This window comes from Aeribacillus sp. FSL K6-8210, from assembly GCF_037963925.1.
In the GTDB taxonomy this organism is placed as follows: domain Bacteria; phylum Bacillota; class Bacilli; order Bacillales; family Aeribacillaceae; genus Aeribacillus; species Aeribacillus composti.
Window position 1 is genome coordinate 1,710,935 of sequence record NZ_CP150172.1, and the last position, 24,129, is coordinate 1,735,063.

The 24,129-nt window shown below is 38.1% G+C and carries 20 protein-coding genes and 1 pseudogene; 13 read left to right on the plus strand and 8 right to left on the minus strand.

The features are described 5' to 3' along the window. Positions 1-817 precede the first annotated feature (817 nt). The 6 genes from NSQ41_RS08285 to NSQ41_RS08310 all read left to right on the plus strand — a co-directional run bounded on the left by NSQ41_RS08285 (position 818) and on the right by NSQ41_RS08310 (position 9,769). Positions 818-1,699, plus strand: a complete 882-nt coding sequence (locus NSQ41_RS08285; RefSeq protein ID WP_066250323.1) for a MoxR family ATPase — start codon at positions 818-820, stop codon at positions 1,697-1,699. A 10-nt stretch (positions 1,700-1,709) separates the two neighbouring features. Continuing rightward, positions 1,710-3,626: a hypothetical protein gene (locus NSQ41_RS08290; RefSeq protein ID WP_339195453.1), complete on the plus strand. Its 1,917-nt coding sequence runs from the start codon at positions 1,710-1,712 to the stop codon at positions 3,624-3,626. A 250-nt stretch (positions 3,627-3,876) separates the two neighbouring features. Next, positions 3,877-6,720 carry a 2-oxoglutarate dehydrogenase E1 component gene (gene sucA, locus NSQ41_RS08295; RefSeq protein WP_339211423.1) on the plus strand — a complete coding sequence of 948 codons (2,844 nt, stop codon included), beginning with the start codon at positions 3,877-3,879 and terminating at the stop codon, positions 6,718-6,720. 16 nt (positions 6,721-6,736) lie between these two features. Continuing rightward, entirely contained in the window at positions 6,737-7,996 is a 1,260-nt protein-coding gene (gene odhB / locus NSQ41_RS08300; protein WP_339211424.1) for a 2-oxoglutarate dehydrogenase complex dihydrolipoyllysine-residue succinyltransferase, read from the plus strand. Between the two features lie 74 nt (positions 7,997-8,070). Next, positions 8,071-8,277, plus strand: coding sequence for a DUF6501 family protein (locus tag NSQ41_RS08305; protein WP_063389709.1), 207 nt, complete (start codon positions 8,071-8,073; stop codon positions 8,275-8,277). 49 nt (positions 8,278-8,326) lie between these two features. Then, the gene (locus tag NSQ41_RS08310) at positions 8,327-9,769 is read left to right on the plus strand and encodes an NAD(P)H-hydrate dehydratase (RefSeq protein ID WP_339211426.1); all 1,443 of its coding nucleotides are present in this window, start codon (positions 8,327-8,329) and stop codon (positions 9,767-9,769) included. 5 nt (positions 9,770-9,774) lie between these two features. Here NSQ41_RS08310 and NSQ41_RS08315 read toward each other — a convergent pair whose 3' ends face one another. Further along, the gene (locus NSQ41_RS08315; protein ID WP_339211427.1) at positions 9,775-10,626 is read right to left on the minus strand and encodes a superoxide dismutase; all 852 of its coding nucleotides are present in this window, start codon (positions 10,624-10,626) and stop codon (positions 9,775-9,777) included. Positions 10,627-10,679: 53 nt separating this feature from the next. Here NSQ41_RS08315 and NSQ41_RS08320 point away from each other — a divergent pair, with 53 nt between their 5' ends. Continuing rightward, positions 10,680-10,910 (plus strand): hypothetical protein, encoded by a 231-nt coding sequence (locus NSQ41_RS08320; RefSeq protein WP_327855931.1) that lies wholly within the window; start codon positions 10,680-10,682, stop codon positions 10,908-10,910. Positions 10,911-11,480: 570 nt separating this feature from the next. Here NSQ41_RS08320 and NSQ41_RS08325 read toward each other — a convergent pair. Beyond that, a complete protein-coding gene (locus tag NSQ41_RS08325) occupies positions 11,481-11,621 on the minus strand; it encodes a hypothetical protein (RefSeq protein ID WP_339211429.1) in 141 nt (46 codons plus the stop codon). Positions 11,622-12,092: 471 nt separating this feature from the next. Continuing rightward, positions 12,093-13,577, minus strand: coding sequence for an aldehyde dehydrogenase family protein (locus NSQ41_RS08330; RefSeq protein ID WP_063389712.1), 1,485 nt, complete (start codon positions 13,575-13,577; stop codon positions 12,093-12,095). Positions 13,578-13,816: 239 nt separating this feature from the next. On the opposite strand from NSQ41_RS08330, the gene NSQ41_RS08335 reads away from it, so the two are divergent. The 4 genes and pseudogenes from NSQ41_RS08335 to NSQ41_RS08350 form a co-directional block, all read left to right on the plus strand. Then, on the plus strand, positions 13,817-14,056 hold the full coding sequence (locus NSQ41_RS08335; protein WP_063389713.1) for a spore coat associated protein CotJA: 240 nt from the start codon (positions 13,817-13,819) through the stop codon (positions 14,054-14,056). 5 nt (positions 14,057-14,061) lie between these two features. Then, a complete protein-coding gene (locus tag NSQ41_RS08340; protein ID WP_327847910.1) occupies positions 14,062-14,322 on the plus strand; it encodes a spore coat protein CotJB in 261 nt (86 codons plus the stop codon). 45 nt (positions 14,323-14,367) lie between these two features. Next, the gene (gene cotJC / locus NSQ41_RS08345) at positions 14,368-14,937 is read left to right on the plus strand and encodes a spore coat protein CotJC (protein WP_063389715.1); all 570 of its coding nucleotides are present in this window, start codon (positions 14,368-14,370) and stop codon (positions 14,935-14,937) included. Positions 14,938-15,768: 831 nt separating this feature from the next. Then, positions 15,769-16,122, plus strand: a pseudogene (locus tag NSQ41_RS08350) (transposase); the annotation flags it as partial. 348 nt (positions 16,123-16,470) lie between these two features. On the opposite strand, the gene NSQ41_RS08355 reads toward NSQ41_RS08350, so the two are convergent. The 3 genes from NSQ41_RS08355 to NSQ41_RS08365 form a co-directional block, all read right to left on the minus strand. After that, positions 16,471-17,142, minus strand: a complete 672-nt coding sequence (locus NSQ41_RS08355) for an ABC transporter ATP-binding protein (RefSeq protein WP_339211431.1) — start codon at positions 17,140-17,142, stop codon at positions 16,471-16,473. Positions 17,143-17,145: 3 nt separating this feature from the next. After that, a complete protein-coding gene (locus tag NSQ41_RS08360; protein ID WP_339211433.1) occupies positions 17,146-18,435 on the minus strand; it encodes a sugar transporter in 1,290 nt (429 codons plus the stop codon). Positions 18,436-18,573: 138 nt separating this feature from the next. After that, positions 18,574-19,131 carry a hypothetical protein gene (locus tag NSQ41_RS08365; RefSeq protein ID WP_339211435.1) on the minus strand — a complete coding sequence of 186 codons (558 nt, stop codon included), beginning with the start codon at positions 19,129-19,131 and terminating at the stop codon, positions 18,574-18,576. A 914-nt stretch (positions 19,132-20,045) separates the two neighbouring features. On the opposite strand from NSQ41_RS08365, the gene NSQ41_RS08370 reads away from it, so the two are divergent. Next, positions 20,046-20,414: a helix-turn-helix transcriptional regulator gene (locus tag NSQ41_RS08370; RefSeq protein WP_063389720.1), complete on the plus strand. Its 369-nt coding sequence runs from the start codon at positions 20,046-20,048 to the stop codon at positions 20,412-20,414. A 15-nt stretch (positions 20,415-20,429) separates the two neighbouring features. After that, the gene (locus NSQ41_RS08375; RefSeq protein WP_339211437.1) at positions 20,430-22,127 is read left to right on the plus strand and encodes an ABC-ATPase domain-containing protein; all 1,698 of its coding nucleotides are present in this window, start codon (positions 20,430-20,432) and stop codon (positions 22,125-22,127) included. Between the two features lie 184 nt (positions 22,128-22,311). Here NSQ41_RS08375 and NSQ41_RS08380 read toward each other — a convergent pair whose 3' ends face one another. Then, positions 22,312-23,547 carry an MFS transporter gene (locus NSQ41_RS08380; RefSeq protein ID WP_066246600.1) on the minus strand — a complete coding sequence of 412 codons (1,236 nt, stop codon included), beginning with the start codon at positions 23,545-23,547 and terminating at the stop codon, positions 22,312-22,314. Between the two features lie 259 nt (positions 23,548-23,806). Beyond that, positions 23,807-23,998, minus strand: a complete 192-nt coding sequence (locus NSQ41_RS08385) for a hypothetical protein (protein WP_130158005.1) — start codon at positions 23,996-23,998, stop codon at positions 23,807-23,809. Between the last annotated feature and the right edge of the window lie 131 nt (positions 23,999-24,129).

Here is a 24,129-nt window from a genome sequence, read left to right on the forward strand (position 1 = left end):
CGCTTGAAAAGACGCATTAGTATCCAAAATCTACACGCTCGGTGTTCAACGGATTTTGTATGCCATCACAACGACGAAAATGCTCGTATGGTGCAGGACAAGTGTAAACGAATGATGGTCCAATCAGAAAAGCCGCTCTTTCTTGATACGGAGCGGCATTCATCAGTTAAAGGGAAAGCTTCATCTTTTCCATCAAATGATTTGTTCTTTTTATTCCGATAATTAAGATTGTCTGTTCAGAGCTCCCAACATCCAGAGATGGGGGAATGGCGGAAAGGCGTCTTTCATTTGGTAAGATAGAAAACGATTGGATTAATCCATTCCTCCCTATATATAACTTGACATGTTAACATCTGCATGGATATGTAGCTTGGACCGTTTTTCGACGGTCTGAAAATAGGTGTCTTTCTTAATGTTGCCAAAATGTTAAATGATACATTTGAATTACAAGATCTATATATATATAAAATTTTAACTAAGCTACTGGTATGCGAAAGTTGAGTTCAATATAAATAAATTTCTATATAATTTATTGATTTATAGGGGGCTGTCTAATAAGTCGATTTTTGGGCTTATAGACGCCCCTTTAACTTTTTTTAAAACGTTGATATATTCATGCTTATGATTTGATGGATTTTGACTTTCTGGACAATCCCAGTAGTACAAACCACGTCTATGGTTTGTGCTGTCTGTAAAAATTATAATATTTTAAATTCAAAAGAATCTTAAAAATTAATGTGTTAAAAAAGGATATGATATAGTTATGTAGTGAAACAATATAAAAAAGAACGTGATGATTAGAAAGGAAATTTTTATGATGTCTTTAGAGCTTCATTTGCCAAAAGAAATAATAAATGTAATTGAATCTCGCAAAAAGCGGGTGCATTCTGATCAAGATCAAAGATTAATTGGACAAGGCGGTTTTTTGTCTGACGATCCAGTCATTTTGTATGATGCGCTGGTGGCATTGGCCCTTGGAAAAAATGTTTTGTTAAAAGGACCGACCGGTGCTGGGAAAACGAAACTTGCTGAAACGCTGTCATCATTTTTTTCTCAGCCGATGCACAGCATTAACTGTTCAGTTGATCTTGATGCCGAAGCATTGCTTGGATATAAAACGATTGTCAATTCCAGCAATCAAACAGCCATTGAGTTTGTCGAAGGACCTGTTATTCAGGCGATGAAAAAAGGGCATTTTTTATATATAGATGAAATCAATATGGCGAAACCTGAGACATTGCCAATTTTAAATGGGGTGCTAGATTACCGGAGGCGGATCACGAATCCATTTACACAAGAGGTTGTGGCGGCGAAAGAGGGATTTGGTGTCATCGCAGCTATTAACGAAGGGTATGTAGGGACGGTTCCGTTAAACGAAGCGTTGAAAAACCGATTCGTCGTGATTGATGTTCCATATGTACAAAATGAAAAGTTAAAACAAGTGCTCACTGAGCAGTCTTCTTTAAAAGATGAAAAGCTGATAGAAAAGTTTCTCACATTATCCAGCGACATTATTACACAAGTAAAAATCGGGAAGGTTTCGGAAGAAGCAGCTTCCATCCGGGCTTTGATCGATGCCTGCGATTTGTCGGTTTATTTGCCCCCTTTAAGAGCGATTGAACGGGCCATTGCAGCAAAATTGGATGATGAGCTGGAAAAAAGAGCGATCATGAACATTGCAGAAACCGTTTTTGAGTGAGGGAAATCCGATGCATTATATAAAATTTAATGATGAAATCATAGATTCAATGTTAATGATGGAGCTGTCCGATTTAGCGCAAACATTGACAAAACGAAGAGATATCGATATCGCTTTTGCCGTTCAGTCTTACTTTCATCCAGCAGAACAAAAAATTTATATCAGCCATTTTTGGAACGATCGTGCGGAAGAAGACAAGCTTGCAGGATTTAAATCAGACATTTATTTGCGCGCAATTGGCAGCTATTATTATACGGATTTTCATCAAATTGCTGCATTTCATGATCTCGTTCGGATATTACATCATCAAAAATTTGCAAAACAGCTGTTGATGCTGCTTGAAGATGTCCGGATTGAAGAACTGGTTAAACGCGATCGTCCCGGGACAAAGCGCTATTTCCGCAAGCGGCTGAATATTTATAAAAAATATTACCGTGATCAGCTGAAAGCAAGCCTTGATCGGGGATTTGCAACCGATGCGCTCTTTGCGGCCCTGTATGAAATGGCTACGGCCACATCACCTGTTTTGAATGTACCAGAAATAAGCGTCCAAATAGATGAACTGCTGCCTTTCGTGAAGGAACAAGTGATGAACGTATACGATGCAAATAGCACGAAAGAAGTTTCCGATATTGTCCTGAAGACGATGGGGCTGTTGGATGAAGTGTTGAAAAAAGATTTGATCCATACTTATTTCATTTTGCCTGATTTATCGGAAAAAGATCTCCATACCTTGACTTTTGACGACATGAAACGAAAAGACCGGCTTCAAAATCAGGATGCACTGGATAATGTAAAAAAGGGCGATGAAGATCTTCATGATGAAAAAATGGCCATATGGCATCGTGAAACATCCACACCGACGAAAAGCTTTTTGCAATTTGATTTAGAACAAGGAACGCAAACGAATTTAATAGATGAACATGCAAGGCAAACTGAGACGGGAGATCAGGCGCTTGTGATTGTGGAAGGTTCAGCTAGACAGACTCAAAACAATTATTATGACGAAGTAAATGCTGATGAAAAGCTGCAAAAAGAAGCAGAGCAAGAAATACAACAACAACTCGGGAAGGAAAACAAGCATGCAAAAGCATATTTCCTGACGGCAAACATGCCAAAGGAAGCAGAAAAATCTGCGTATGAAAAGGAATTGCAGCAATTGATCGTGTACAAAAAACGTTTGCAGCGAATCATTCAAAAAACGCTTGAACATAAAAAGACATATCCAAAACAAGATGAACATTTCGGCAGATTGAATAAAAAGCTGTTGCGTCTATGGACGGATGAAAACCCGAAGCTTTTTTTCAAAAAAAGGAATCCTGCGAATGATCTTGACGGGGTGTTTACACTGCTCGTCGACTGCTCTGCATCCATGCACGACAAAATGGAAGAAACAAAACGAGGCATCATTTTGTTTCATGAAACGTTAAAGTCCGTTCGGGTTCCACATCAAATTGTCGGTTTTTGGGAAGACTCGGCAAACAGTACAGAAAACAACCAGCCGAACTATTTCAAAAAAGTAATCAACTTCGAAACTTCACTTAGCTCCAGCTCAGGACCAGAAATCATGCAGCTTTTGCCTGAAGAAGATAACCGCGACGGTTTTGCGATCCGGCATATGACAAACGAACTGCTTGCAAGAAAAGAGAAGCAAAAATTTCTTCTTGTTTTTTCAGACGGTGAGCCTGCTGCCTACGGATATGATCAAAACGGAATTGTCGATACACATGAAGCCGTAATGAATGCTCGAAAGCACGGTATAGAGGTGCTGAACATATTTTTATCCGCCGGAGCAGTTGAAGAAAGCAAAAGAAAGGTAATGAAAACGATTTATGGAAAACACAGCATCATGGTGCAAAATATCACAGAACTCCCGGACGTCTTGTTCCCGCTTTTGAAAAAATTGCTGCAAAAAACAATCGAATAAACCGCCAAAACATGGCAGAATACAACATGTATTCAAAAAATCAAGAAAATTATTATATAAAGATGCTAATTTTTAAGTAAATACTATTGGTCAATCTGATGAATAGTGTTAAAATAGCGGTGGAAGCGGTTATTTAAAAAAATATAGCTTGCTTCTTGTGGGATGGTGATGAGAATTTAAAAAAATTTTTTGTGGGGAAACAAAGCAGAAGAATTCTAATGATTAGTGATCATTGGGGGTTTTTAAGAAAATGGAAGAAACTTCGTCAAATTTAAAAATCTCATGGCGTGATTTTCACGGACCTAATTTAGGGTATGTCATGGACTTATATGAACAATATTTAGAAGATCCGAATTCTGTTGATGAAGAATTAAGAAACATGTTTGATGCTTGGGGGGCTCCTGAGGCTCTAACTGAACAATCTTATGTAAACTCCTCATCCACTGTAAGCAGAAATTTGTCTTATACGTTTGAAAAGCTGCAAAAAGTAGCAGCTGCTGTAAGGTTTGCAGAGGATATTCGGACATTTGGACATTTGGATGCTTCTATTTATCCTATGGGGATAAAACATAACGAAGAAGATGTTTTGAATGAATCAAGATACGGTCTGACGAAAGAGGACTTAATTGAAATACCGGCCAAATTGTTGAGTCCGTATACTCCTGATCATGTACACAACGGGTACGAAGCGATCCAATATTTAAAAGATGTTTATTCAAAATCGATTGCATTTGAATTTCAGCATGTCCACAATTTTGAAGAGCATGAATGGCTAAACGAAATGGTGGAATCTGGGAAAATTTTCAAAACACTTTCAAAAGAGAAACGCATTTCTCTTTTGAAGCGATTAACAGAAGTTGAAGGATTTGAATCTTTTCTCCATAAAACATTTGTCGGCCAAAAGAGATTCTCCATTGAAGGTGTTGATATGCTCGTTCCGATGCTTGATGAGCTGATTTCTGAAGCTGTGAAAAGCGGAACGACAAATATAAACATCGGAATGGCGCATCGGGGCCGACTAAGCGTGTTGGCTCATGTGTTAGGAAAGCCATTTGAGCTTATTTTCTCTGAGTTCCAGCATGCACCGAACAAAGAATTGGTTCCGTCTGAAGGTTCAATCGGAATCAACTACGGCTGGACCGGAGATGTGAAATATCATTTAGGTGCGGACAGAAAAATTAAAGATCATAATGTTGTTCGTGCACGGCTCACGCTAGCGAACAACCCTAGCCATCTAGAGTTTGTGGATCCGATTGTGGAAGGGTATACACGTGCAGCCCAAGATAATCGTAATGTGCGCGGATATCCTGAACAAGATATTCACAAATCCATGGCTGTGCTGATTCACGGCGATGCAGCATTCCCTGGCGAGGGAGTCGTGGCAGAGACTCTTAACCTTAGTCAGTTAAACGGTTACAAAACCGGAGGAACAATCCACATTATCGCCAATAATATGATTGGATTTACGACGGAAAGCCATGATTCTCGATCAACAAAATATGCCAGCGACCTAGCCAAGGGCTTCGAAATTCCGATCGTTCATGTGAATGCGGATGATCCAGAAGCATGTTTGGCAGCTGTTTATATTGCCATTTTGTATCGCAATAAATTCCATAAAGATTTCTTAATTGATTTAATCGGATACCGCCGTTACGGGCATAACGAAATGGATGAGCCGATGGCGACAAATCCGTTGCTTTATGAAAAAATTAAGAAACATGAAACAATTTGCAAATTATATGCTAAACAGCTTGAAAGCGATGGAATTATTTCCTTAGAAGACGCAAGAAAGTTTGAACAAGAAGTGCAGGATCGGCTGAAAAAAGCATACGATAAAGTTCCAAAAAACGAACACCAAGAAGAGGAAATTCATATTCCAGAAACGGTCAGCCATGGTCTGCCCAAAATCGACACGACTGTGCCGGTGGATGTCCTTGACAAAATTAACAAGGAATTAATTACGTTCCCAGAAGGATTCACCGTTTTTAATAAATTGCAAAAAATTCTAGAACGCAGGGCAAAAGTATATGAAGAAGAAAGAAAAGTAGATTGGTCGCTTGCAGAAGCGTTCGCTTTTGCGACAATCTTGAGAGATGGAACTCCGCTTAGAATTACTGGACAAGATTCGGAACGCGGGACTTTTGCTCATAGACATTTAGTCTTGCACGATGTGAAAACAGGCAAAACCTTCTCGCCGCTGCATCGTTTGTCGGATGTTCAAGCATCGTTTGCGATTCATAACAGCCCGTTGTCTGAAGTTTCTGTATTGGGATTTGAATACGGATATAACGTATTTTCTCCGGAAACGCTTGTCATTTGGGAAGCACAATTCGGTGATTTTGCAAACGTTGCACAAGTCATATTCGATCAATTTATTTCAGCCGGCAGGGCAAAATGGGGACAAAAATCTGGACTCGTCATGTTGCTGCCGCATGGATATGAAGGCCAGGGACCGGAACATTCCAGCGGGCGTTTGGAACGGTACTTGACCCTTGCTGCAGAAAACAATTGGACGGTGGCAAATGTAACGACTGCTGCTCAATATTTTCATTTGCTAAGAAGACAAGCAGCGATTTTAACAAAAGAAGAAGTGCGTCCGCTCATCATTATGACGCCAAAAAGCTTGCTGCGTAATCCAAATACGGTTTCCGACGTTACAGAGCTGACTGAAGGTCAATTTCAACCGGTTATTGAACAGCCTGGTTTAGGTCAAAATAAAGAAAAAGTAAAACGTTTAATTTTGTGCACTGGCAAAATATCGATAGAATTGGCGAATGGTCTGCAAAAATTAGATCAAAAAGATTTTCTTCATATTGTACGGGTGGAGGAAATTTATCCGTTCCCTGAAGAAGAAATTAAAGAGATTATAGAAAGATACCCTAACTTGCAGGAAATCGTCTGGGTGCAAGAAGAGCCGAAGAATATGGGATCGTGGATTTTCACATATCCGCAATTAAAATCTATTGTGGGTGATAAGCTCGCTGTTAAATATATTGGACGTCCAAGACGGTCAAGCCCTGCAGAAGGAGACCCGACAATTCACAAAAAAGAGCAGAGCCGAATCATAACAGAAGCGCTTACATGGAATGAATGAGGAGGAAATTTAAAAAATGGCTGAAATTAAAGTTCCAGAACTAGCAGAATCCATTTTAGAAGGTACAATTTCTCAATGGTTGAAAAAACCTGGCGATAAAATTGAAAAAGGCGAATACATTCTTGAGCTGGAAACCGATAAGGTCAATGTTGAAATTACTGCTGAACATGCTGGTGTTTTAAAAGAAGTATTTAAAAATGAGGGCGATGTTGTCGAAGTTGGCGAAGTCATCGGAATCATCGATGAAGGCGCAAGTGAAGCTCCACAGGCAAGCAGCCCTCAGCCAGAACAAAAAGTAGAAGCCGCTCCAGAGCAAAATCGAGAGGAGCAAACAGTTCAAGTGGAATCGGAAGAACAGTCTGCAGGCAAACCGCGCCCAATCGCAACGCCTGCAGCAAGAAAGCTTGCACGTGAAAAAGGAATCGACTTATCGGCCGTGCCGACGGCTGATCCGCTCGGTCGTGTTCGCAAACAAGATATTGCATATTATGAAGCGCCAAAAGCGGAAGAAAAAGCCCCTAATAAACCAAAACCAGAACCGCAAGAAACACAAAAGGCAACGGTTGCAGATCAGAAGCCTGTGGAACGGATCAGAATGTCCCGCAGAAGACAAACCATTGCCAAACGTCTAAAAGAAGTTCAAAATACAGCAGCTATGCTGACAACCTTTAATGAAGTGGATATGACAGCAGTTATGAACATCCGCAAACGGAGAAAAGATCAATTTTTTGAGGAGCATGATGTTCGTTTAGGCTTTATGTCCTTCTTTACAAAAGCAGTTGTCGCAGCCTTGAAAAAATTCCCTCTACTGAATGCGGAAATTCAAGGCGATGAAATTGTGTTGAAAAAATATTATGATATTGGAGTAGCTGTTTCTACAGATGAAGGTTTGGTTGTTCCTGTTGTAAGAGATGCAGATCGCTTAACATTTGCTCAAATCGAGCAAGAAATTGCCGATTTTGCAGCAAAAGCGAGAGCAAATAAACTTGCGCTTTCGGATCTGCAAGGAGGAACATTTACGATAACTAACGGCGGTATTTTCGGATCTTTATTGTCAACACCGATCTTAAATGGACCTCAAGTCGGTATTTTAGGGATGCATAAAATCCAGCTTCGCCCAGTTGCGATTGACGAAGAGCGCATTGAAAACCGTCCGATGATGTATATTGCTTTATCATATGACCACCGTATTATTGACGGAAAAGAAGCTGTCAGCTTCTTGGCAACTGTCAAAAAGCTGTTGGAGGATCCAGAGCAGCTGCTGCTGGAAGGGTAAATCACTAATGAAGGAAGAACGCATTCCGCGTTCTTCTTTTCATATGAAAACGAGCGATTGAAGGAGTGGCAAACATGAATCATCTATCATGGAAAAACAAAAAAGCGAATAAAAAAGTTGTATGTTTACATACAAATGCAAAAAAGTATATGGTAAATAATGTATTGACACCTGGACAAACTTATGATGTCTTGAACGAAACGGAAGAGTATTATTTTATTATCGACAATTCCGGAAAAGTAGGCGGGTTTTACAAAGAATATTTTGAAGAAGCAAAATAGCTAATCATCCCTTTATTTTTTCTTTCCTTTTTGAGAGGAGGTGTTGTTCGTGTTCGTTTATACTGAAGAGGATATTCGTAACATTGACAATCTGGCAGAAAAAAATGGCCTTTCTTCTATTGTGTTGATGGAAAACGCCGGGCGCTCTTTATTTCAAAAGCTTGTTTCGCACGTAAAAAAAGATGATCGCATTTTAATATTGTCCGGTAAAGGCAACAACGGCGGAGATGGAATTGTTTTGGCCAGATATTTAAAACAAAACGGCTACCATGCCGATCTTTCTTTTCCGCTTGGGGCACCGAAAAGTGAAGCAGCGAAGCATCATTTCGCTTTTTATAAAAACAGCGGTTTTCTCGAAACAGCCGAATATGAACAAAATCATTACCAAGTCATCGTTGACGCTTTGCTGGGGGTCGGTGCAAGGCATCCGCTAAGAGATGATGTGAAAAACATCATTGAATGGATTAATGGACAAAACGCTTTTGTCGTTTCCGTTGATGTTCCTTCAGGAGTTTTATCCGACTCCGGAGAAGCGCCGATAGCGGTTAAAGCAGACGTCACCATCAGCATCCACGGATATAAGCGATCAGCCTTTTTGCTGCCTTCTTCATCTTTTTACGGAAAAAAGGAAGTTGTGTCCATCGGCCTGAAGGAAGAAGGGAAATGGAAGGTCTGGACAGAAATAGATGTGAAGCAAACATGGCCGAACCATCCGTCTTTTTCCCATAAAGGCACTTTTGGAACAGGCTATTTAATTGCTGGCTCCGACGAAATGCCGGGAAGTGTGCTTCTTGCTGCGAAAGGAGCTATGAGGGGAGGAATTGGCAAGCTTGTGATCGGCACAACACCATTTGTAGCGGGGGCCATCGCCGGGCAAATTCCTGAAGCAACTTATTTTTTTGAAGGTCTCATAAAAGCAGGGGATGGTGAATTCCCGGAAAAGCTGTCAGTATGTGCAATTGGACCAGGTATCGTTCCTGGAGAAGAGACCGAAAAAGCCATTCAATCCATCTTACAAAACGATTGGCCTGTTGTGCTGGATGCCGGTGCGTTACAAAAACGCACATATCCGAAAAATAGACAACATCCTATTGTGTTAACACCGCATCCGGGGGAATTTAGCCGTTTAATCGATCAGCCGATCAGCTATATACAAAAGAACAGAATCGAAGCTGCTTCTAAATTTGCCGTTGAAGAAAATGTCATTGTTGTTTTAAAAGGCCAATATACAGTGATTGCATTTCCGGATGGAACAGGAATGATCAATCCAACTGGAAACATTGCTTTGGGCAAAGGCGGGAGCGGAGATGCATTAACGGGAATCATCGCTGCTTTTTTGTCCTATTATGAGAACAAAAAAGCAGCTGTGGCAAATGCAGTCTATTTACACGGTTTATGTGCAGATCTGTTTGTAAAAACGAAAGGTGTAAGATCAATGCTTGCGGGCGATATTCCAGACATTTTGCCGGAAGTGATGAAACGATTCGAATAGCCTTATCAATATGGCTTCCAAATGACTTTTTTTGCAGTTTGAAATCTTTGTTCCACTTCTGGCCAGTTGACGATTTTCCAAAAATTATCGATATATTTTTGCCGATCGTTTTTATATTGCAAGTAGTATGCATGCTCCCAAACATCTAATACAAGAAGAGGAATGACATCCCATTGGCTTAAGTTTTGATGCTTTTCCGCCTGCAATATTTCCAATCTTCTTGAACGGGGGGACCATACTAATATCGCCCAGCCTCCGCCTTCGACTGCTTTTGCAGCTTCACTGAAATGCTTTTTAAATGCTTGAAAGCTTCCAAATGAATTTTTGATCGCTTCCTTTAATTCACCTTTCGGCTCGCCCCCGCCTTTTGGGTTCATGATATTCCAAAAAATTGTATGCAAATAGTGGCCTGCCCCATTGAAAGCTGCTTCCCGTTCCCAATGTTTAATCAATGAAAAATCTCCTGTTCTCCGTGCTTTTTCCATTTCGATTTCCGCCTTGTTTAAACCGTCTACATAGCTTTGATGGTGTTTCAAATGGTGAAGCCTCATGATTTCTTCTGAAATATACGGCTCAAGCGCATTGTATCGATAGGGAAGAGGAGGGAGCTTATGTTGTCCTATCGGCACAGCCAAAGACCGGTCATCTTCACCTTCAATAAATAATCTGAATTCATCATACAATTGATTCGCCTGTTCATAAAGTTCGCTTTCTGAAACGGACTCGGCTTTGTCCAGCTCTGTTTTGAAACGGATTATTTTTTCCTCGAATTCGCTTGCAAAAGGGTGTTCTGAAATGATGTTTCCATAAAGATCATCACACCATTTTTTTAATTCATTAATATACGATTCACTCAAGACAACAAAATCCTCCTTTTCATTCAATCGTCCAGAATACTATATGAAGCAATTTGAAAAAGGGTGAACTAAAAGAAGCGCGTCTTTTAGATGGAAGAGGGAAGCTCCTTAAAGCGGTTTTTCACCAATTAAAAACGGATGATTTTTTGAAGAAATGCATTTTTTATGTGAGAGGAGAGGCTGGATGGGAAGAAATATGTTTGTCAATACTCGGTCTTGTTATGAAAAAAGAGCAGCTGCCTGAATTATGTATGAAAAATGCCATGCATATCAATGCAAAATAAAATCAGGGGATTGTCCCAAAAGGATACATCCATTGGAATTCAATAATCAAGAAATGCTGATATATCAGCATTACTGAACATGAAAAGGGGGATCCAATACCGTGAAATCAACTATTAGACAGCCCCTTAAGTCAATCTGCCCAAACATCGTTCATTGAACAGTATACTTTTCATCTTTTCAAATAAGCACGTCAGCTTCTTTAGCTTTTTTGGGAACTAATAGACAAACTCTATTTTAATGACAGAAGTAAGTACATTCAAATTTCATTTTAACAGCAAATACTACTTCTTGATTAGATCTGCCATCATAACAAAAATTTTATCATCATACGCATTTTCATCCTGCTTTAAAATGTCGTCTATATATCTTGGTATTCCTTTACAAAAGCTTTAACAAAGTCCGTGAAATGACAATCCAGTACTTTTTGTTTGCTTGAATCATAATACAACAATCAATAAACAGACGATTTTGGGATTTTTTTAATGTAATATTTTAAAGCATTCTCATGAGTTTCTACGGTCCCTTGAACTATTTTTCATTACTGAATTTGATCAAGTAATCTCCGATATCTAATAAAAGACCATCACGGAATGTTGTTTTTGTCCATTTTCAACAATATACATATATAATCTTTTGTAGAAATAAAAGGATAGCTCAAAAGGAGCATCTTTTGTATCCTCATATTCTTCAATCTCAAATACTAGCTTCATCTGTCTATACACCATTTAAATTCATTTTGTTTACTATTTTTACAGATTTCATATATGATAAATTACTTGATTTATCCCGTTACTTGGTTTTCCTTTAAAGATTTCATAATCCTCTTCATTTCTGTTTTTGAAAGATTTTTAGAAACAATGTTCATTTTATATCGCGATTTTCCCTGTAATTCCTTTTTGATGCTGTGCGTCCTTTCATTTATGTAAAAAGCAGAGAAGACAACGCTTTTTTCAATTTAAAGCCGAACAGGGAAGGGGTGTTCTGCTGTATTATGGACAATTACTGTTTCTGTTGTTTTTCACAGAGGAAATGCCCGAGCTTTTCTCAATGCAGAAAGTACTAAAGCAGGCGGAACTCAACCTTTTAGGAGAAGTTCTCGACAACTGGAAAGCCCCACAGAAATCATTTCTGTGGGGCTTAGATATTGTTTTTTAGACAGGCGCTATTCTGAATTATATATTTTAATTTAAGCTAATCCACACGCTTTTTACTTCTGTATAGTTGTTCAAAGCATATGAACCCATTTCGCGACCGATACCTGATTGTTTGTATCCGCCAAACGGAGAGGCTGCGTCAAATACATTATAACAGTTGACCCAAACAGTTCCTGCTCTCAAGCGATTGGCGACATAGTGAGCGTTGGCCACATCTCTCGTCCATAAACCGGCCGCTAAGCCGTATTCGCTGTTGTTTGCCCGATCAATAACTTCATCTAAATCTTCAAAAGGCAATGCAGCAATGACCGGACCGAATATTTCCTCTTTGGCAATTGTCATTTTATCTTCAACATCAGCAAAAATTGTAGGAGTGACAAAATACCCTTTTTCAGATGGCGTAGATCCGCCGGTCACAACTTCTGCGCCTTCTTCAATTCCTTTTTCAATATAATTCAACACTCTTGACTGCTGCTCTTCAGATACGAGCGGCCCCATTTCCGTTTCCGGATTCAGGCCAAAGCCTTGGCGGATATTTTTGGCATGGGAGGCCATATCTGCTAATACATTATCGTAATGTTTTTTCTGAATAAACACACGAGAACCTGCACAGCATACTTGACCTTGATTAAACATTACACCGTTTAATGCACCTGGAATCGCTTTTGACAGATCAGCATCCGGCAAAATAATATTCGGCGATTTGCCTCCTAATTCCAGCGTAACTCGCTTCAGTGAACGTGCGGCATTTTTCATTATCAGCTTGCCGACTTCCGTCGATCCGGTAAAAGCAATTTTATCTACCAGAGGATGATCAACAATCGCTTGCCCAGCTGTTTCCCCAAAGCCCGGTACTATGTTGATAACCCCAGGTGGGAAACCTGCTTCTTCAATAAGCTCTGCTAAATAAAGGGCTGAAAGTGGAGTTTGTTCTGCAGGCTTCAAAACGACTGTACAACCAGTTGCAAGAGCGGCACCAAGTTTCCACATTGCCATTAGAAGCGGGAAGTTCCATGGAATAATCTGGCCGACAACACCAACAGGTTCATGTCTTGTATAATTGAAAAATGGTCCGTTGACAGGAATGGTCTGCCCGACTATTTTTGTAGACCATCCGGCATAGTAACGCAAGTGTTCAATGGCTAATGGAATATCTGCATTTCTAGTTTCCCGGATCGGTTTTCCGTTATCCAGCGTTTCCAGCTGAGCTAGTTCTTCTTTGTTTTCCTCCAGCAAATCCGCCAGTTTGTACAATAATCGGCTTCGTTCAGCAGCTGATATTTTGGACCATGGCCCGCTGTCAAAAGCAGCTCTTGCCGCACGGACAGCACGGTCAATATCTTCTTTGTCCGCTTCATAAACCGTTGCAAGAGTTTCTCCAGTTGCTGGATTAGGAGTGTCGAACGTTTTGCCGGAAACGCTTTCGACAAATTCACCATTAATGTACAACTTTTTTTTCCCCTTTAGAAACTCCGCTACTTTCCCTTCAACATTAGCGATTAATTGACTCATCGATCATCCTCCTAATTTTTTTTTCGTTGTGTAAACTCTGGATGAACGAAATACAGTTTTATAATAAAGGAAAATTCAGAATATTTCAACCCATTTTTTAAAAATTACCAAAAATCTCCTGACCAACAACTGCTGGATGGCCGCAGAAAACTTAAGAAAACAACTTTATTTCAGTCATCAAGACAAACTATTTAAGAATAATCGTATAAAGAGAAATGAACTTCAAAGAGGTGATGACTATGAATGAGAAGCATCAAAAATCTTTTACGACCGTAAAATCATATCGTCCTTTTCATAGCAGATATGATCCATGTAAACCAATCGGTGTCAAATACTATTCCACACCGCCAAACCTTTTCCTCGGTTTTCAGCCGCCGAACTTGCAGCAATTTTCCGCAAAAGAAGCATTAAAAAAAGGGACTCTTTGGCGATTTTTTTATGACTATTACGAAAATCCGTATGAGAAAAAAGGGAGGTAGCCAAAATGAAGGAGCTTCCTCAAGAGTACTATCAGCTCCTTGAAGAAATTCAAGCGGCTGATTTCGTGCTTGTTGAATTATCGCTTTATCTAGACACTCATCCAAATGATATAGAAGCAATCCAGCAATTTAACCAATATGCCCAATACTCAAAACAATTGAAGCAAATGTTTGAATCAAAATTCGGTGCGCTGCAGCAATTTGGAAACAGCTTTTCAGACGCGTACTGGAGCTGGGGAACGATGCCGTGGCCATGGCAAGTATAGCTTTAATCCGTTTAACTATACTCATACGATGAAAGGAGAAAGAACATGTGGTTTTATGAAAAAAAACTACAATATCCTGTCAGGGTGAGTACGTGCAACCCAAAACTTGCAAAATATTTAATTGAACAATACGGCGGAGCAGATGGAGAACTTGCTGCCGCCCTTCGCTATTTGAATCAAAGATACACGATCCCCGACAAAGTAGTAGGACTTTTAACGGATATTGGAACAGAAGAATTTGCTCATTTGGAGATGATCGCAACAATGGTGTATAAATTGACGAAAGATGCGACACCGGAACAATTAAAGGAAGCAGGACTAGGCGAGCATTATGTCAATCATGACAGCGCCTTGTTTTATAACAACGCTGCTGGAACTCCGTGGACTGCGACTTATATTCAAGCAAAAGGGGATCCGATAGCTGATTTGTATGAGGATATAGCTGCCGAGGAAAAAGCAAGAGCTACTTATCAATGGATTATCGATATGTCAGATGATCCAGACTTAAATGACGGATTAAGATTTTTGCGCCAAAGAGAAATTGTTCATTCGCAACGTTTTCGAGAGGCGGTGGAAATTTTAAAAGAAGAACGTGATCGTAAAAAGTTTTTTTAAGAAGTTCAAGGAGCATCCAATCAGACGTACTTTCATCTATTGGATGCTCCTTTTATGTTTCAGGCAGAACATTGTTGGTAATATCCAAGATTGACAGCATTGATCGAATTTTTTTACTCTCTTTCTTTTAAAATAATACAAACAGCTGTACAATCGATCAATTGAAGCTGTTCACGTACAAAAATAGTGTATTTTGCATTACTTAATCCATTTTCTTTAGCCCATGAATAAAATTCAAAATCATATCCTCCTCCTTAATATTTATGAAGACATAGTATTTTCTACTTCTACTATGTCTATCCCAATTTTATCCTTGATATATCATCTAGGTTAGAAAAGAATGGCACACCCTAAAAATAAAAATGCAACAAAAAAGGATAAAAGTAACTCTCCTCCTTGAAAAATGGACACATTACTTAAATGGTTATTTATAACATACTGTATGGAAAATACACAGCTATCTATGCAAAAGAAAACTCAAAAATGTAAGTGATCCAGTTAGGTATTATGAGCGATGCTGCGAGTCCTTTAATAATTACCATAAATCTGAGCATATAAACGAGTGCTACTGCACTTACCAATAAAGAAAAATGTATAAGTCTGACCGAGAGCTATAATTTACATAGTCTCCTAAGAAATGATTAACTCCTAAAGAAACAAAGTAAATGATTAGGCTAGGAACAGCCATAGCAAAGAATAAACAAAAGCCTATAAGGAACATTCCTGTTAGAAGTTTTTTCGGGGACTTGAATAAAAAAGCCCTCTTGGTATGATTCGGGGGTGTCAATCGGATTAATTGCCCCCTAATTTGGATACCAAGGAGGACTATACATGAGTTCTATCTCAAACAAGAAGATTAATCAAGTCACCGATCAAACGCTCATCGTTGGCATGGATATCGCGAAAAAGAAGCATTTTGCCTGCTTTGTGGATGAGCGAGGGAGGGTGTTAAAAAAGCCGTTTCCCGTTCTGCAATCGAAAGAAGGATTGGAATGGTTGTACCAGTGCATCGTGAAAGCGATGGAGGAAGTTGAAAAAACGGAAGTGATCGTTGGCATCGAGCCAACGGGACATTATTGGCTCAATCTCGCTTACTTTCTTGACGAGAAGGGCATTCCTCTCGTGATGACAAACCCGATGCACGTGAAGCGCTCCAAAGAGCTAGACAACAATCTTCCAACCAAGGCTTTATAAGTCCATGACACTGCCCCTTGAGTTTGAAAATCTCCATTAACATTAGCGACTGTTCTAGCAGGGTCAATTTTTATAGAGATTGATTGGTTTTGAATAGCTTTTTGGACTCCTTTATGAACTGTTTCATCAGGCTTTGACTACTATTTACTCGAGCTATCCTCGTAAATGCTGTTTTTTTAGGAATTTTTTTGTTTTTCATTCTGCTATATGAAAGAATGATTCAAACAGTATTTGTATGTTAGTAAAATCGCGGAAAAAGAAGGCTGGAAATCAAGGTGAAACTGTTCCTTAGAAAGCCCAAAAAGAAAAATAAACTTCCTGTAACCGAGCATACAAAATTTATGCTTCACGGCTGCCGCACTCTAAAACTACTGTATTCAGTTGTTCATTCCTTTTTAAAATGATCTTTTGATTTGAAAAATCAGTTAAATCAGTATCCGTTGAATGAGTGGCATAAATTAAAATTGCCTTGTTTTGCATGACGTAATTTTTCAAATAATCGAGAATAACTTTTCTTGACCTAATATCGAAATTGACAAAAGGTTCATCAAGGAGAATCAAATTAGGCGAAGATAGAAGTGCTAAAATTAAAGATAGTTTTTGTTTCGTTCCTAAAGACAGTTCGCGTGTAAGGGTATTTTTATATTTGTAGAGTCCAATTTTTTCTATAATACCTTCTAGAGACGAATCTAATCTTTCCCCATTCAGGAAGGATAAGATCATATCAATTGTTTCAGCCGGTGTTAAATAATCGTATAAAAATGGTGTATTGCCAATTAAGGAGACTCCTTTTATATACTTTTGAAAATCGTCCTTTAATGAAATATTGTTTAACTTGATGTCCCCATCGAATGTTGTCATTCCACCGATGATATTCAACAACGTTGATTTGCCAATTCCATTTTCACCAAGTAATTCAACAATGCTCATGTTATCTATTTTTAAGTTAATACCGTCAAAAATGTAGGCTGATTCACCATATCTTTTTTTTATATTGATCAATTCAAGCATGTTTTACCTCTCTTTTGTCAGAAAATTATATAATAATAAAAAATGTGAATAAACAATAAAGAAAAAGAGTATAGGATATATACTGCCGAATTTCATTGAATAAAAAGCTACAGCGCTGCATGCAATAGAAGGCAATCCTAAAACGAATAAATCTTCTAAAGGATTAAAAAAATATACAAAAAAATTGTTTTTAATATCTTCTATTGATAATTTTTGAAAGCGATAGACTCTTTTTGAAATGATTTTTATTGTGTAGAAGTAAATGATTGTTGAACATAAAACAGTGACAGCTGAAAATAATGAAAATCCATAAAGGAGGAATACACCAGCATAATAACTGATTAGGATTACGATGAGCCTTCTTGACAGAAATTTAGAAAGCGAATTCTCATAATAAGTTTTTTGATCAAACTTCTTTATATAATAAAAATCGCTTAAATTACAGTCGTTTAACAGTTTTGAGCTATTTATGATTCCTTGAGATATCAAACTAATCATTGCGCTTTCAATTCCTAAATAAACCGAAATGATAATCAATTTATGAATATTAAAATAAAAATGAATTATACATATCAGAACTAAAGAAGCAACTGCAAACAAATAAGTATACAATATATATAAGTAGTAAGTTCTATTTTGACATGATCGGGATAAAGCCGCTTGATACTGATCTAAATGCAGGTCATTTTTATACCGAATGAAATGTTCTTTCTTTTTCGTAGCGTTCGGCCCGTGAATAAATAAAAAGACAATCTGAGGATTGCTCCATAAAAATTTTACAATAATAGTAAAAAAAACAGCTATTAAGAAGAAAATCTCGTATAAAAGAATGGTTATGTAACTAAAATGAAATTCTCTCATAAAAATCAACATAAAAAAACAATAAGACAAAATGTTTGTTCCAAATGTTAACAGCAATTTTTTAATAATCAGTAATTGAAATTTAATTTTGTGAGCTTTATACATCCATTGAGAAATATTCTCCAGTTCCACATGATCGTAATCATCATTATTAATATCAGTGAACAAAAGCGTTATAAAAAAATAGATAGTGGCGATATAAAAAGGATTTATATTTATTATAAAGGAATGAAAAAAATAAATGAGCAAATAGACAAAAATCGGTGCTAACATCGAAGCGAAAGTAATGACTGCATTTACGTTATAGAGAAAGACCAGCAGCAATTTTTTATCGCCGCCAGCAAACTTATTTAGAAAATTCCCAAATAAAATCTCGAAATTTGCTAATGCTTTTCTTTTTTTCATTAACCGCTTGTATTTGAAGTATTTCATCTTCTTCAATTCCCCAACATTTTCGCAACAATTTTTACTAGATTAAAAATTCCTACTAAAAAAACGATTATCGAGATTACGAACAATATTCTCATTTTAGCCTTAAATTTTTTTTCCATATTATGCACCTTCCTAAGATCATTGAAATTGCACAACAGTCATGAACGTTTGAATGATAAGCGTCAAACCATAAGTGGTCGAAAATATTATTGTACACAGTCTTATTTTTAGGCTGATGGAAGTGGAACTGTCTAAATATGATAAATATAAGTAGAAAAAAACAACCAATAGGATTTGCGAACCTGGAAACCAGCCCAGCCATTGAATATCTTGCAGTTGATTAAAGCCAGCCAGTGAAATGATCGTCATATTTAATAAAATGGAAACAAGATTCGCAAAAATGATGGCTGATAAAAAGTTACTAAATGTAAACTTTTTATTCGTCATGACATTTGTAATATAAGTAACAAATATTGTTTCGATTATGATCACGGTAATTCCCGCAATCAATTGTATTAAAATTAACAAAGCAGCAACAAACGAATGTGCAAACAATGGAAAGCTCGTTTGCAGTTTATCAAATTGCTCAATCACTTGAAACTGTTTAATGGAAAAAAATGAATTCGCCACAACTGCTAGCACTAACAGGCAAAAAGAAAGTAAATTTATTATTCTTTCATTTTTTAATTTGAGCATTTTTATCCCCTTTATAAGAAAAGGTGTCCCGCCTTATTACAAAAATTAAAACATTAGGAGGCTAAAGGCTATTACAGTTAGAGTCAATCACCATGAAACATAAGAAAATTCATTGAGACCATCAAGAATAATTCCGGCAGCAGTCAGATTAAATTCATAACTTATCCTCTCAAAATTGCTTGAATTTTACACAAATAATATTCTTTCCTCGTTTAAAATTGCAACTGAATGGGGCTGTACTTAGTTGGTCAGAAATTTTTAGTTCTAGTAGACTATAAACAACAAATCATGCAATTGTACTAAAGCGGGAAGCCAAATTGTAATCACGAACTTGCATAGATAAGCAGCCTGTGAATTCTTATGTGATGAAACCCGAAAACAAAGTCATGTAATTTCTTTTAAACTAGTATTTCCGAATGAGGTTTTTGGCAATTTATAGAAATATTATAATGAAGGTTGGATCCCTTGGTCAAGCTGCTCCTAAATTTTTCTGATGGTTTTCAAAAGGTGGCATGTTAGGAATGATGATTTTAAGTAATCCATCTCATTAATCTACGTTTTTTCAGACAGAATCATCTTGTTTGTAACACTCATTATTGCGTGAATAAGAAATGTTCATGCCCGATGCTTCCGAGAAGCAATCGAAATTTTAAAAAGGTCAAGATTCGGTGGTAGAGGAAAAGACTTTCGGATTGACCAACAGACGAATGCCATTTCACTTTATGCTAAAACAAATATTTTAACAAATAGCTTGGAGGTCTTGTCATATTGTGTGACAATTCATTTTGCAAACAATGTTCTAAATGAAAAAAAGATATATTTTTATATGAACTTATATTATGATTAAAATAAAAGGATCGGAAAACTATAAGTTTACATAATTATATTATTGTAAAAAGGAGATGGATGGAGAGATGACGGAAAAAAGAAAACCTAGCGGCTTTTTATTGAAGCAGCGAGCTTTTTTAAAATTATATTTAATCACGATGACGGAAAAGAAGCGGCTGTATGGTTTTAAAATATTGGATGAACTGCGGGAAGAGTTTCGCCCGTATGGCTACCGTCCGAATCATTCTGAGCTGTACAAAGCGCTTCATGATTTAATAAAAGACGGCATTTTAAAACAAATTAAACGAAAAAAGGAAGGAGCCGAGTTTCAAGAGGTTGTCTATTATCAGTTTGTCGATTATGAAAAAGCAAAACAATATAAAAGACAACTAAAAGCAGAGCTGGACCGCTCAAAAGCAATTATTGAAAAAGCTATACGAGACAATTTTGCATAAATATGGAGGAGTATTATGATCAATCTTGCAAAAAAGCTGGAACAAATCGATGGCAAAGGATATAAAGCGTACAAACAGATTCAAGGCTCGTACAAGTTTCCTGATTTTGAATTGTTGATCGATTATGTACAGGGCGATCCGTTTGCAAGTCCTTCGAAAATCAGAATATTGATCGCTAGAAGCAAAACGGCTTTTTTACAAAAATGGACAAACAGCCGGCAAAGAAAGATAAGATGTGAAGATATGATTGTCCGCGAAGTATTTCAAGCAATTTCTAATTTGAAAAATAACGTACGCGGCTCTGGAAAAAGCGGGCTGATCATGATTGACAAACCGGGGCAGAAGGTGTTAGAACGGACAGCTGTTCAGATAGGAGAAAACGATATTACAGTTTGTCTTTCAATCGGTCTTCCGGCTAAAGGGAGAACAATATTAGGCAAGGAAGCCAAAAAAATATTTTTTCAACTACTTCCCGAAATTTTGCGGCATTCTGTCTTTTCTGTGAAGGGGAAAGATATTGAGGGCGCGATTCAGCTTTGCGACCAGCAAATGGCGATCCGCTCCTATATGAAAGAGAGAGGAATAATAGCGTTTATTGCAAATAATTCAATTTTGCCGCGTGCAAGCGGCGTAAGTGATCAGCCGTTGAAAGGCGCTGTTCCTTTTCAAAGTCCAAAGGAAATGGAAGTCTCAATTCCTGTTCCGCATCGGCAAGAACCGTTGAAGGGCATGGCTATATACAAAGGCATCACCTTGATCGTTGGAGGAGGTTATCATGGAAAAAGCACTTTATTAAAGGCGCTCGAGCATGGTGTTTATGACCATATTGAAGGGGACGGCCGTGAATTTGTTTTGACGGACCGTTCAGCATGCAAAATACGTGCCGAAGATGGCCGCAGTATAAAGAAGGTGGATATTTCCGCTTTTATTAACAATCTGCCGTTTCAAAAAAGCACAAAATCCTTCTCTACGGAAAATGCAAGCGGCAGTACATCGCAGGCAGCCAATATAATGGAAATGCTAGAAGCAGGAGCAAAAACATTATTGATCGACGAGGATACAAGTGCAACAAACTTTATGATTCGGGACGCCAGAATGCAAGCATTAATTCATAAAGAGCATGAACCCATTACTCCATTTATCGATAAAGTTTTACAATTGAAGCAGGATTTTGATGTCTCAACAATTTTAGTTATGGGCGGATCGGGAGATTACTTTTCCGTTGCGGATCGCGTAATTAAAATGGATCATTATAAGCCTTATGACGTCACACATGAAGCAAAACAGATTGCCTGTCAAATTAAAACCGGAAGAAAGCATGAAGGAGGGGAGAAATTTGGAGAATGGAAGCTTCGTATTCCGGAATCAGGCAGCTTGAACAGCAGAAAAGGGAAAAAATCTAAAATTGCTTGCCGGCTTTCTGAAATTCAATATGGACTAGAAAAAATTGATTTATCTTATGTAGAACAGCTGGTCGACGAAAGCCAGACAAGAATGATTGGAGAAATATTATCGTATATCGAACGGACAAACCTTTTTGACAGACGCTTAACAGTATCACAATTGCTTGATTTCGTAGAAAATAAGATCAATCAGGACGGTCTCCAAAGTTTTTCGGCCCATCATGGTCATCAAGGTGAATTGGCGTATGTAAGAAGATTTGAATTAGCGGCAGCTTTGAACCGGATTAGGGCGTTAAAAATTCGGGAATGAAGAAAAGACTTTCTTCCATAAAAAATTTTCTATCATCATCAACGAACTGACGGGTGCCCCAATTTTGACAGCGCAAAGAAAGCGAGAGACTCCGAGCATTTCTTTTGCTTAGACGGCCTCGACCGCAAGCTTGCCGGCGCGAAACGGGCGCGGGAGTCGCAAGCTTTGAATCTGTCAATGCTCGTTACGAAAACGATTTGGCATGAACTTGCTGGTTTTCCCGCTTGTCCGTTTTCTTTTTCTCTTTTAAATAATCAATTAAAACTAGCAGAATAACAATGAAAAAACAAATGCTTGATAATTGAAAAATCGTTCCTAAATCAACATAGGATGATAAGAAGCCTAGAAAAACCGCACTTATTCCTATTCCTCCATCCAATGCTGAATAATACATTCCGTTTGCGACTCCTCTCCGATCGGCAGGTGTTTTAGAAAGCACCCATGATTGCAAAACAGGAAGCAGTGACCCAAAACCGGCGCCAAATAAAATACCAGCTAAAACAAGCATTCCGACTGAGTATGTGAAAGATAAAACCCAAAAGGCGATAAATGTTAAGAATGAGCAAACAATGGCAAGAAGCCAAGGACCGCTTCGATCAAACCACCTTCCTGAAATTGGTCGTACAGCAGTTGCCGCCAACGCATTACATAAGTAGTATAAGAAGATTTGATCGATCCCTCTTTCTTGGCCGAATATGACGATAAACGTGACAATTCCCCCATAACCGAAAGCTGATAATAATGTAATCAGTGCAGGAAACGCCCCATGTTTATCAATGAGTGAGCGAAAAAAAGAAAAATCCTTTACATGCATTGATTTTTCTAAAACAGACTTTGGCGTTTTGTATTGAACTAATGAAAGGGCGATAATCGATATGACACCGAAAATGGCGGAACCGATGATGAGCGGCTGGAATCCTAAATGTTGAAAAAGCAAAATGCCAAAACTAGGAGCGATGATCATCCCAATGGTGATAGATAAACCATAATAGCCCATTCCTTCTCCGAGGCGTTTCGTTGGAACCAATTCAACAGCTGCCGTTCCATTTGCTGTTGTTGACCATCCCCAGGCAAAACCGTGAAGGAGGCGGACAATTAAAAATAAAAAAACAATCGATGTAAGCGAGTATGAAAGGGTTAAAAAGAGTAAGCCTACAGCTCCAGTTATAACGAGCCATTTTCGTTTCGCTGATTCAAGAAGAAAACCAATGAGCGGTCGAATGACAACAGCAGCGATGGAAAAAAGGGTTGTAACAAGCCCGATTTCAATGTCCGATGCTCCAATTGCTTTCGCTTGCGGCGGCAAAGTAGGCAAAAGCATTTGAAAGCTCATAAAAACAAATAAATTTCCGATAATTAACAAAATGAATGATTTTGTCCAAAGCGGCGGCTTGGCGGTATGAACGGCAGAATCCTTCATGGATTTGATGGCACCTCCTGTGTCGTAAAAACAAAAATATTTAGATACTCGAACAATTACCAACTACTCTATTATACAAATTTTTCAAAGGAACTCAATGGATTGGTTGCCTTTTCTTTTTAATAGAAGCTGGAGAAGAAAATTCACAAATCGATGGAAAATCTAGAACAGCGATGGGTTGAAAAAGTTGCAACTGACACATATTACAAAAAAAGCCGATTTTCTTTCAAACATGAGAAAGAAAATCGGCCGTTTTCTTTTATCGGTTTGGCATGATTTGTTGAATTTGACTGTTTGCAAATTTTTGTTGCAGCGGTTTGATGATGTTAGCGAATAAGTTTTGTCGTCTGCCAAATCCGTATAATGCTGCAGCCCCCAAACCGACTAAAGAAATCCACATCATGCTGTTTCTTTGCCGGTTCTTAGGAAACATGGAGCGTTTTTTTCCCATTTTGAAGAGGGACCCCATTTTTCTCATTATAAAAGCACCTCTTCCTAAGTTGTGTTTGGAAGAACATCTTCCAACAGTTATAGTATTGTTTTTTCACGATTCTTTATTAGTTACAGTTGATTCCAATTTTA

What these genes read in the sequence shown, in the direction of transcription:
- NSQ41_RS08355 (WP_339211431.1), bottom strand. Translation starts at nt 17,142, where the DNA reads ATGCTTGAATTGATCAATATAAAAAAAAGATATGGTGAATCAGCCTAC.
- NSQ41_RS08335 (WP_063389713.1), top strand. Translation starts at nt 13,817, where the DNA reads ATGAATGAGAAGCATCAAAAATCTTTTACGACCGTAAAATCATATCGT.
- NSQ41_RS08285 (WP_066250323.1), top strand. Translation starts at nt 818, where the DNA reads ATGTCTTTAGAGCTTCATTTGCCAAAAGAAATAATAAATGTAATTGAA.
- NSQ41_RS08375 (WP_339211437.1), top strand. Translation starts at nt 20,430, where the DNA reads ATGATCAATCTTGCAAAAAAGCTGGAACAAATCGATGGCAAAGGATAT.
- NSQ41_RS08365 (WP_339211435.1), bottom strand. Translation starts at nt 19,131, where the DNA reads ATGCTCAAATTAAAAAATGAAAGAATAATAAATTTACTTTCTTTTTGC.
- sucA (WP_339211423.1), top strand. Translation starts at nt 3,877, where the DNA reads ATGGAAGAAACTTCGTCAAATTTAAAAATCTCATGGCGTGATTTTCAC.
- NSQ41_RS08380 (WP_066246600.1), bottom strand. Translation starts at nt 23,547, where the DNA reads ATGAAGGATTCTGCCGTTCATACCGCCAAGCCGCCGCTTTGGACAAAA.
- NSQ41_RS08340 (WP_327847910.1), top strand. Translation starts at nt 14,062, where the DNA reads ATGAAGGAGCTTCCTCAAGAGTACTATCAGCTCCTTGAAGAAATTCAA.
- NSQ41_RS08290 (WP_339195453.1), top strand. Translation starts at nt 1,710, where the DNA reads ATGCATTATATAAAATTTAATGATGAAATCATAGATTCAATGTTAATG.
- NSQ41_RS08360 (WP_339211433.1), bottom strand. Translation starts at nt 18,435, where the DNA reads ATGAAATACTTCAAATACAAGCGGTTAATGAAAAAAAGAAAAGCATTA.
- NSQ41_RS08370 (WP_063389720.1), top strand. Translation starts at nt 20,046, where the DNA reads ATGACGGAAAAAAGAAAACCTAGCGGCTTTTTATTGAAGCAGCGAGCT.
- cotJC (WP_063389715.1), top strand. Translation starts at nt 14,368, where the DNA reads ATGTGGTTTTATGAAAAAAAACTACAATATCCTGTCAGGGTGAGTACG.
- NSQ41_RS08305 (WP_063389709.1), top strand. Translation starts at nt 8,071, where the DNA reads ATGAATCATCTATCATGGAAAAACAAAAAAGCGAATAAAAAAGTTGTA.
- odhB (WP_339211424.1), top strand. Translation starts at nt 6,737, where the DNA reads ATGGCTGAAATTAAAGTTCCAGAACTAGCAGAATCCATTTTAGAAGGT.
- NSQ41_RS08330 (WP_063389712.1), bottom strand. Translation starts at nt 13,577, where the DNA reads ATGAGTCAATTAATCGCTAATGTTGAAGGGAAAGTAGCGGAGTTTCTA.
- NSQ41_RS08385 (WP_130158005.1), bottom strand. Translation starts at nt 23,998, where the DNA reads ATGGGAAAAAAACGCTCCATGTTTCCTAAGAACCGGCAAAGAAACAGC.
- NSQ41_RS08325 (WP_339211429.1), bottom strand. Translation starts at nt 11,621, where the DNA reads ATGAAGCTAGTATTTGAGATTGAAGAATATGAGGATACAAAAGATGCT.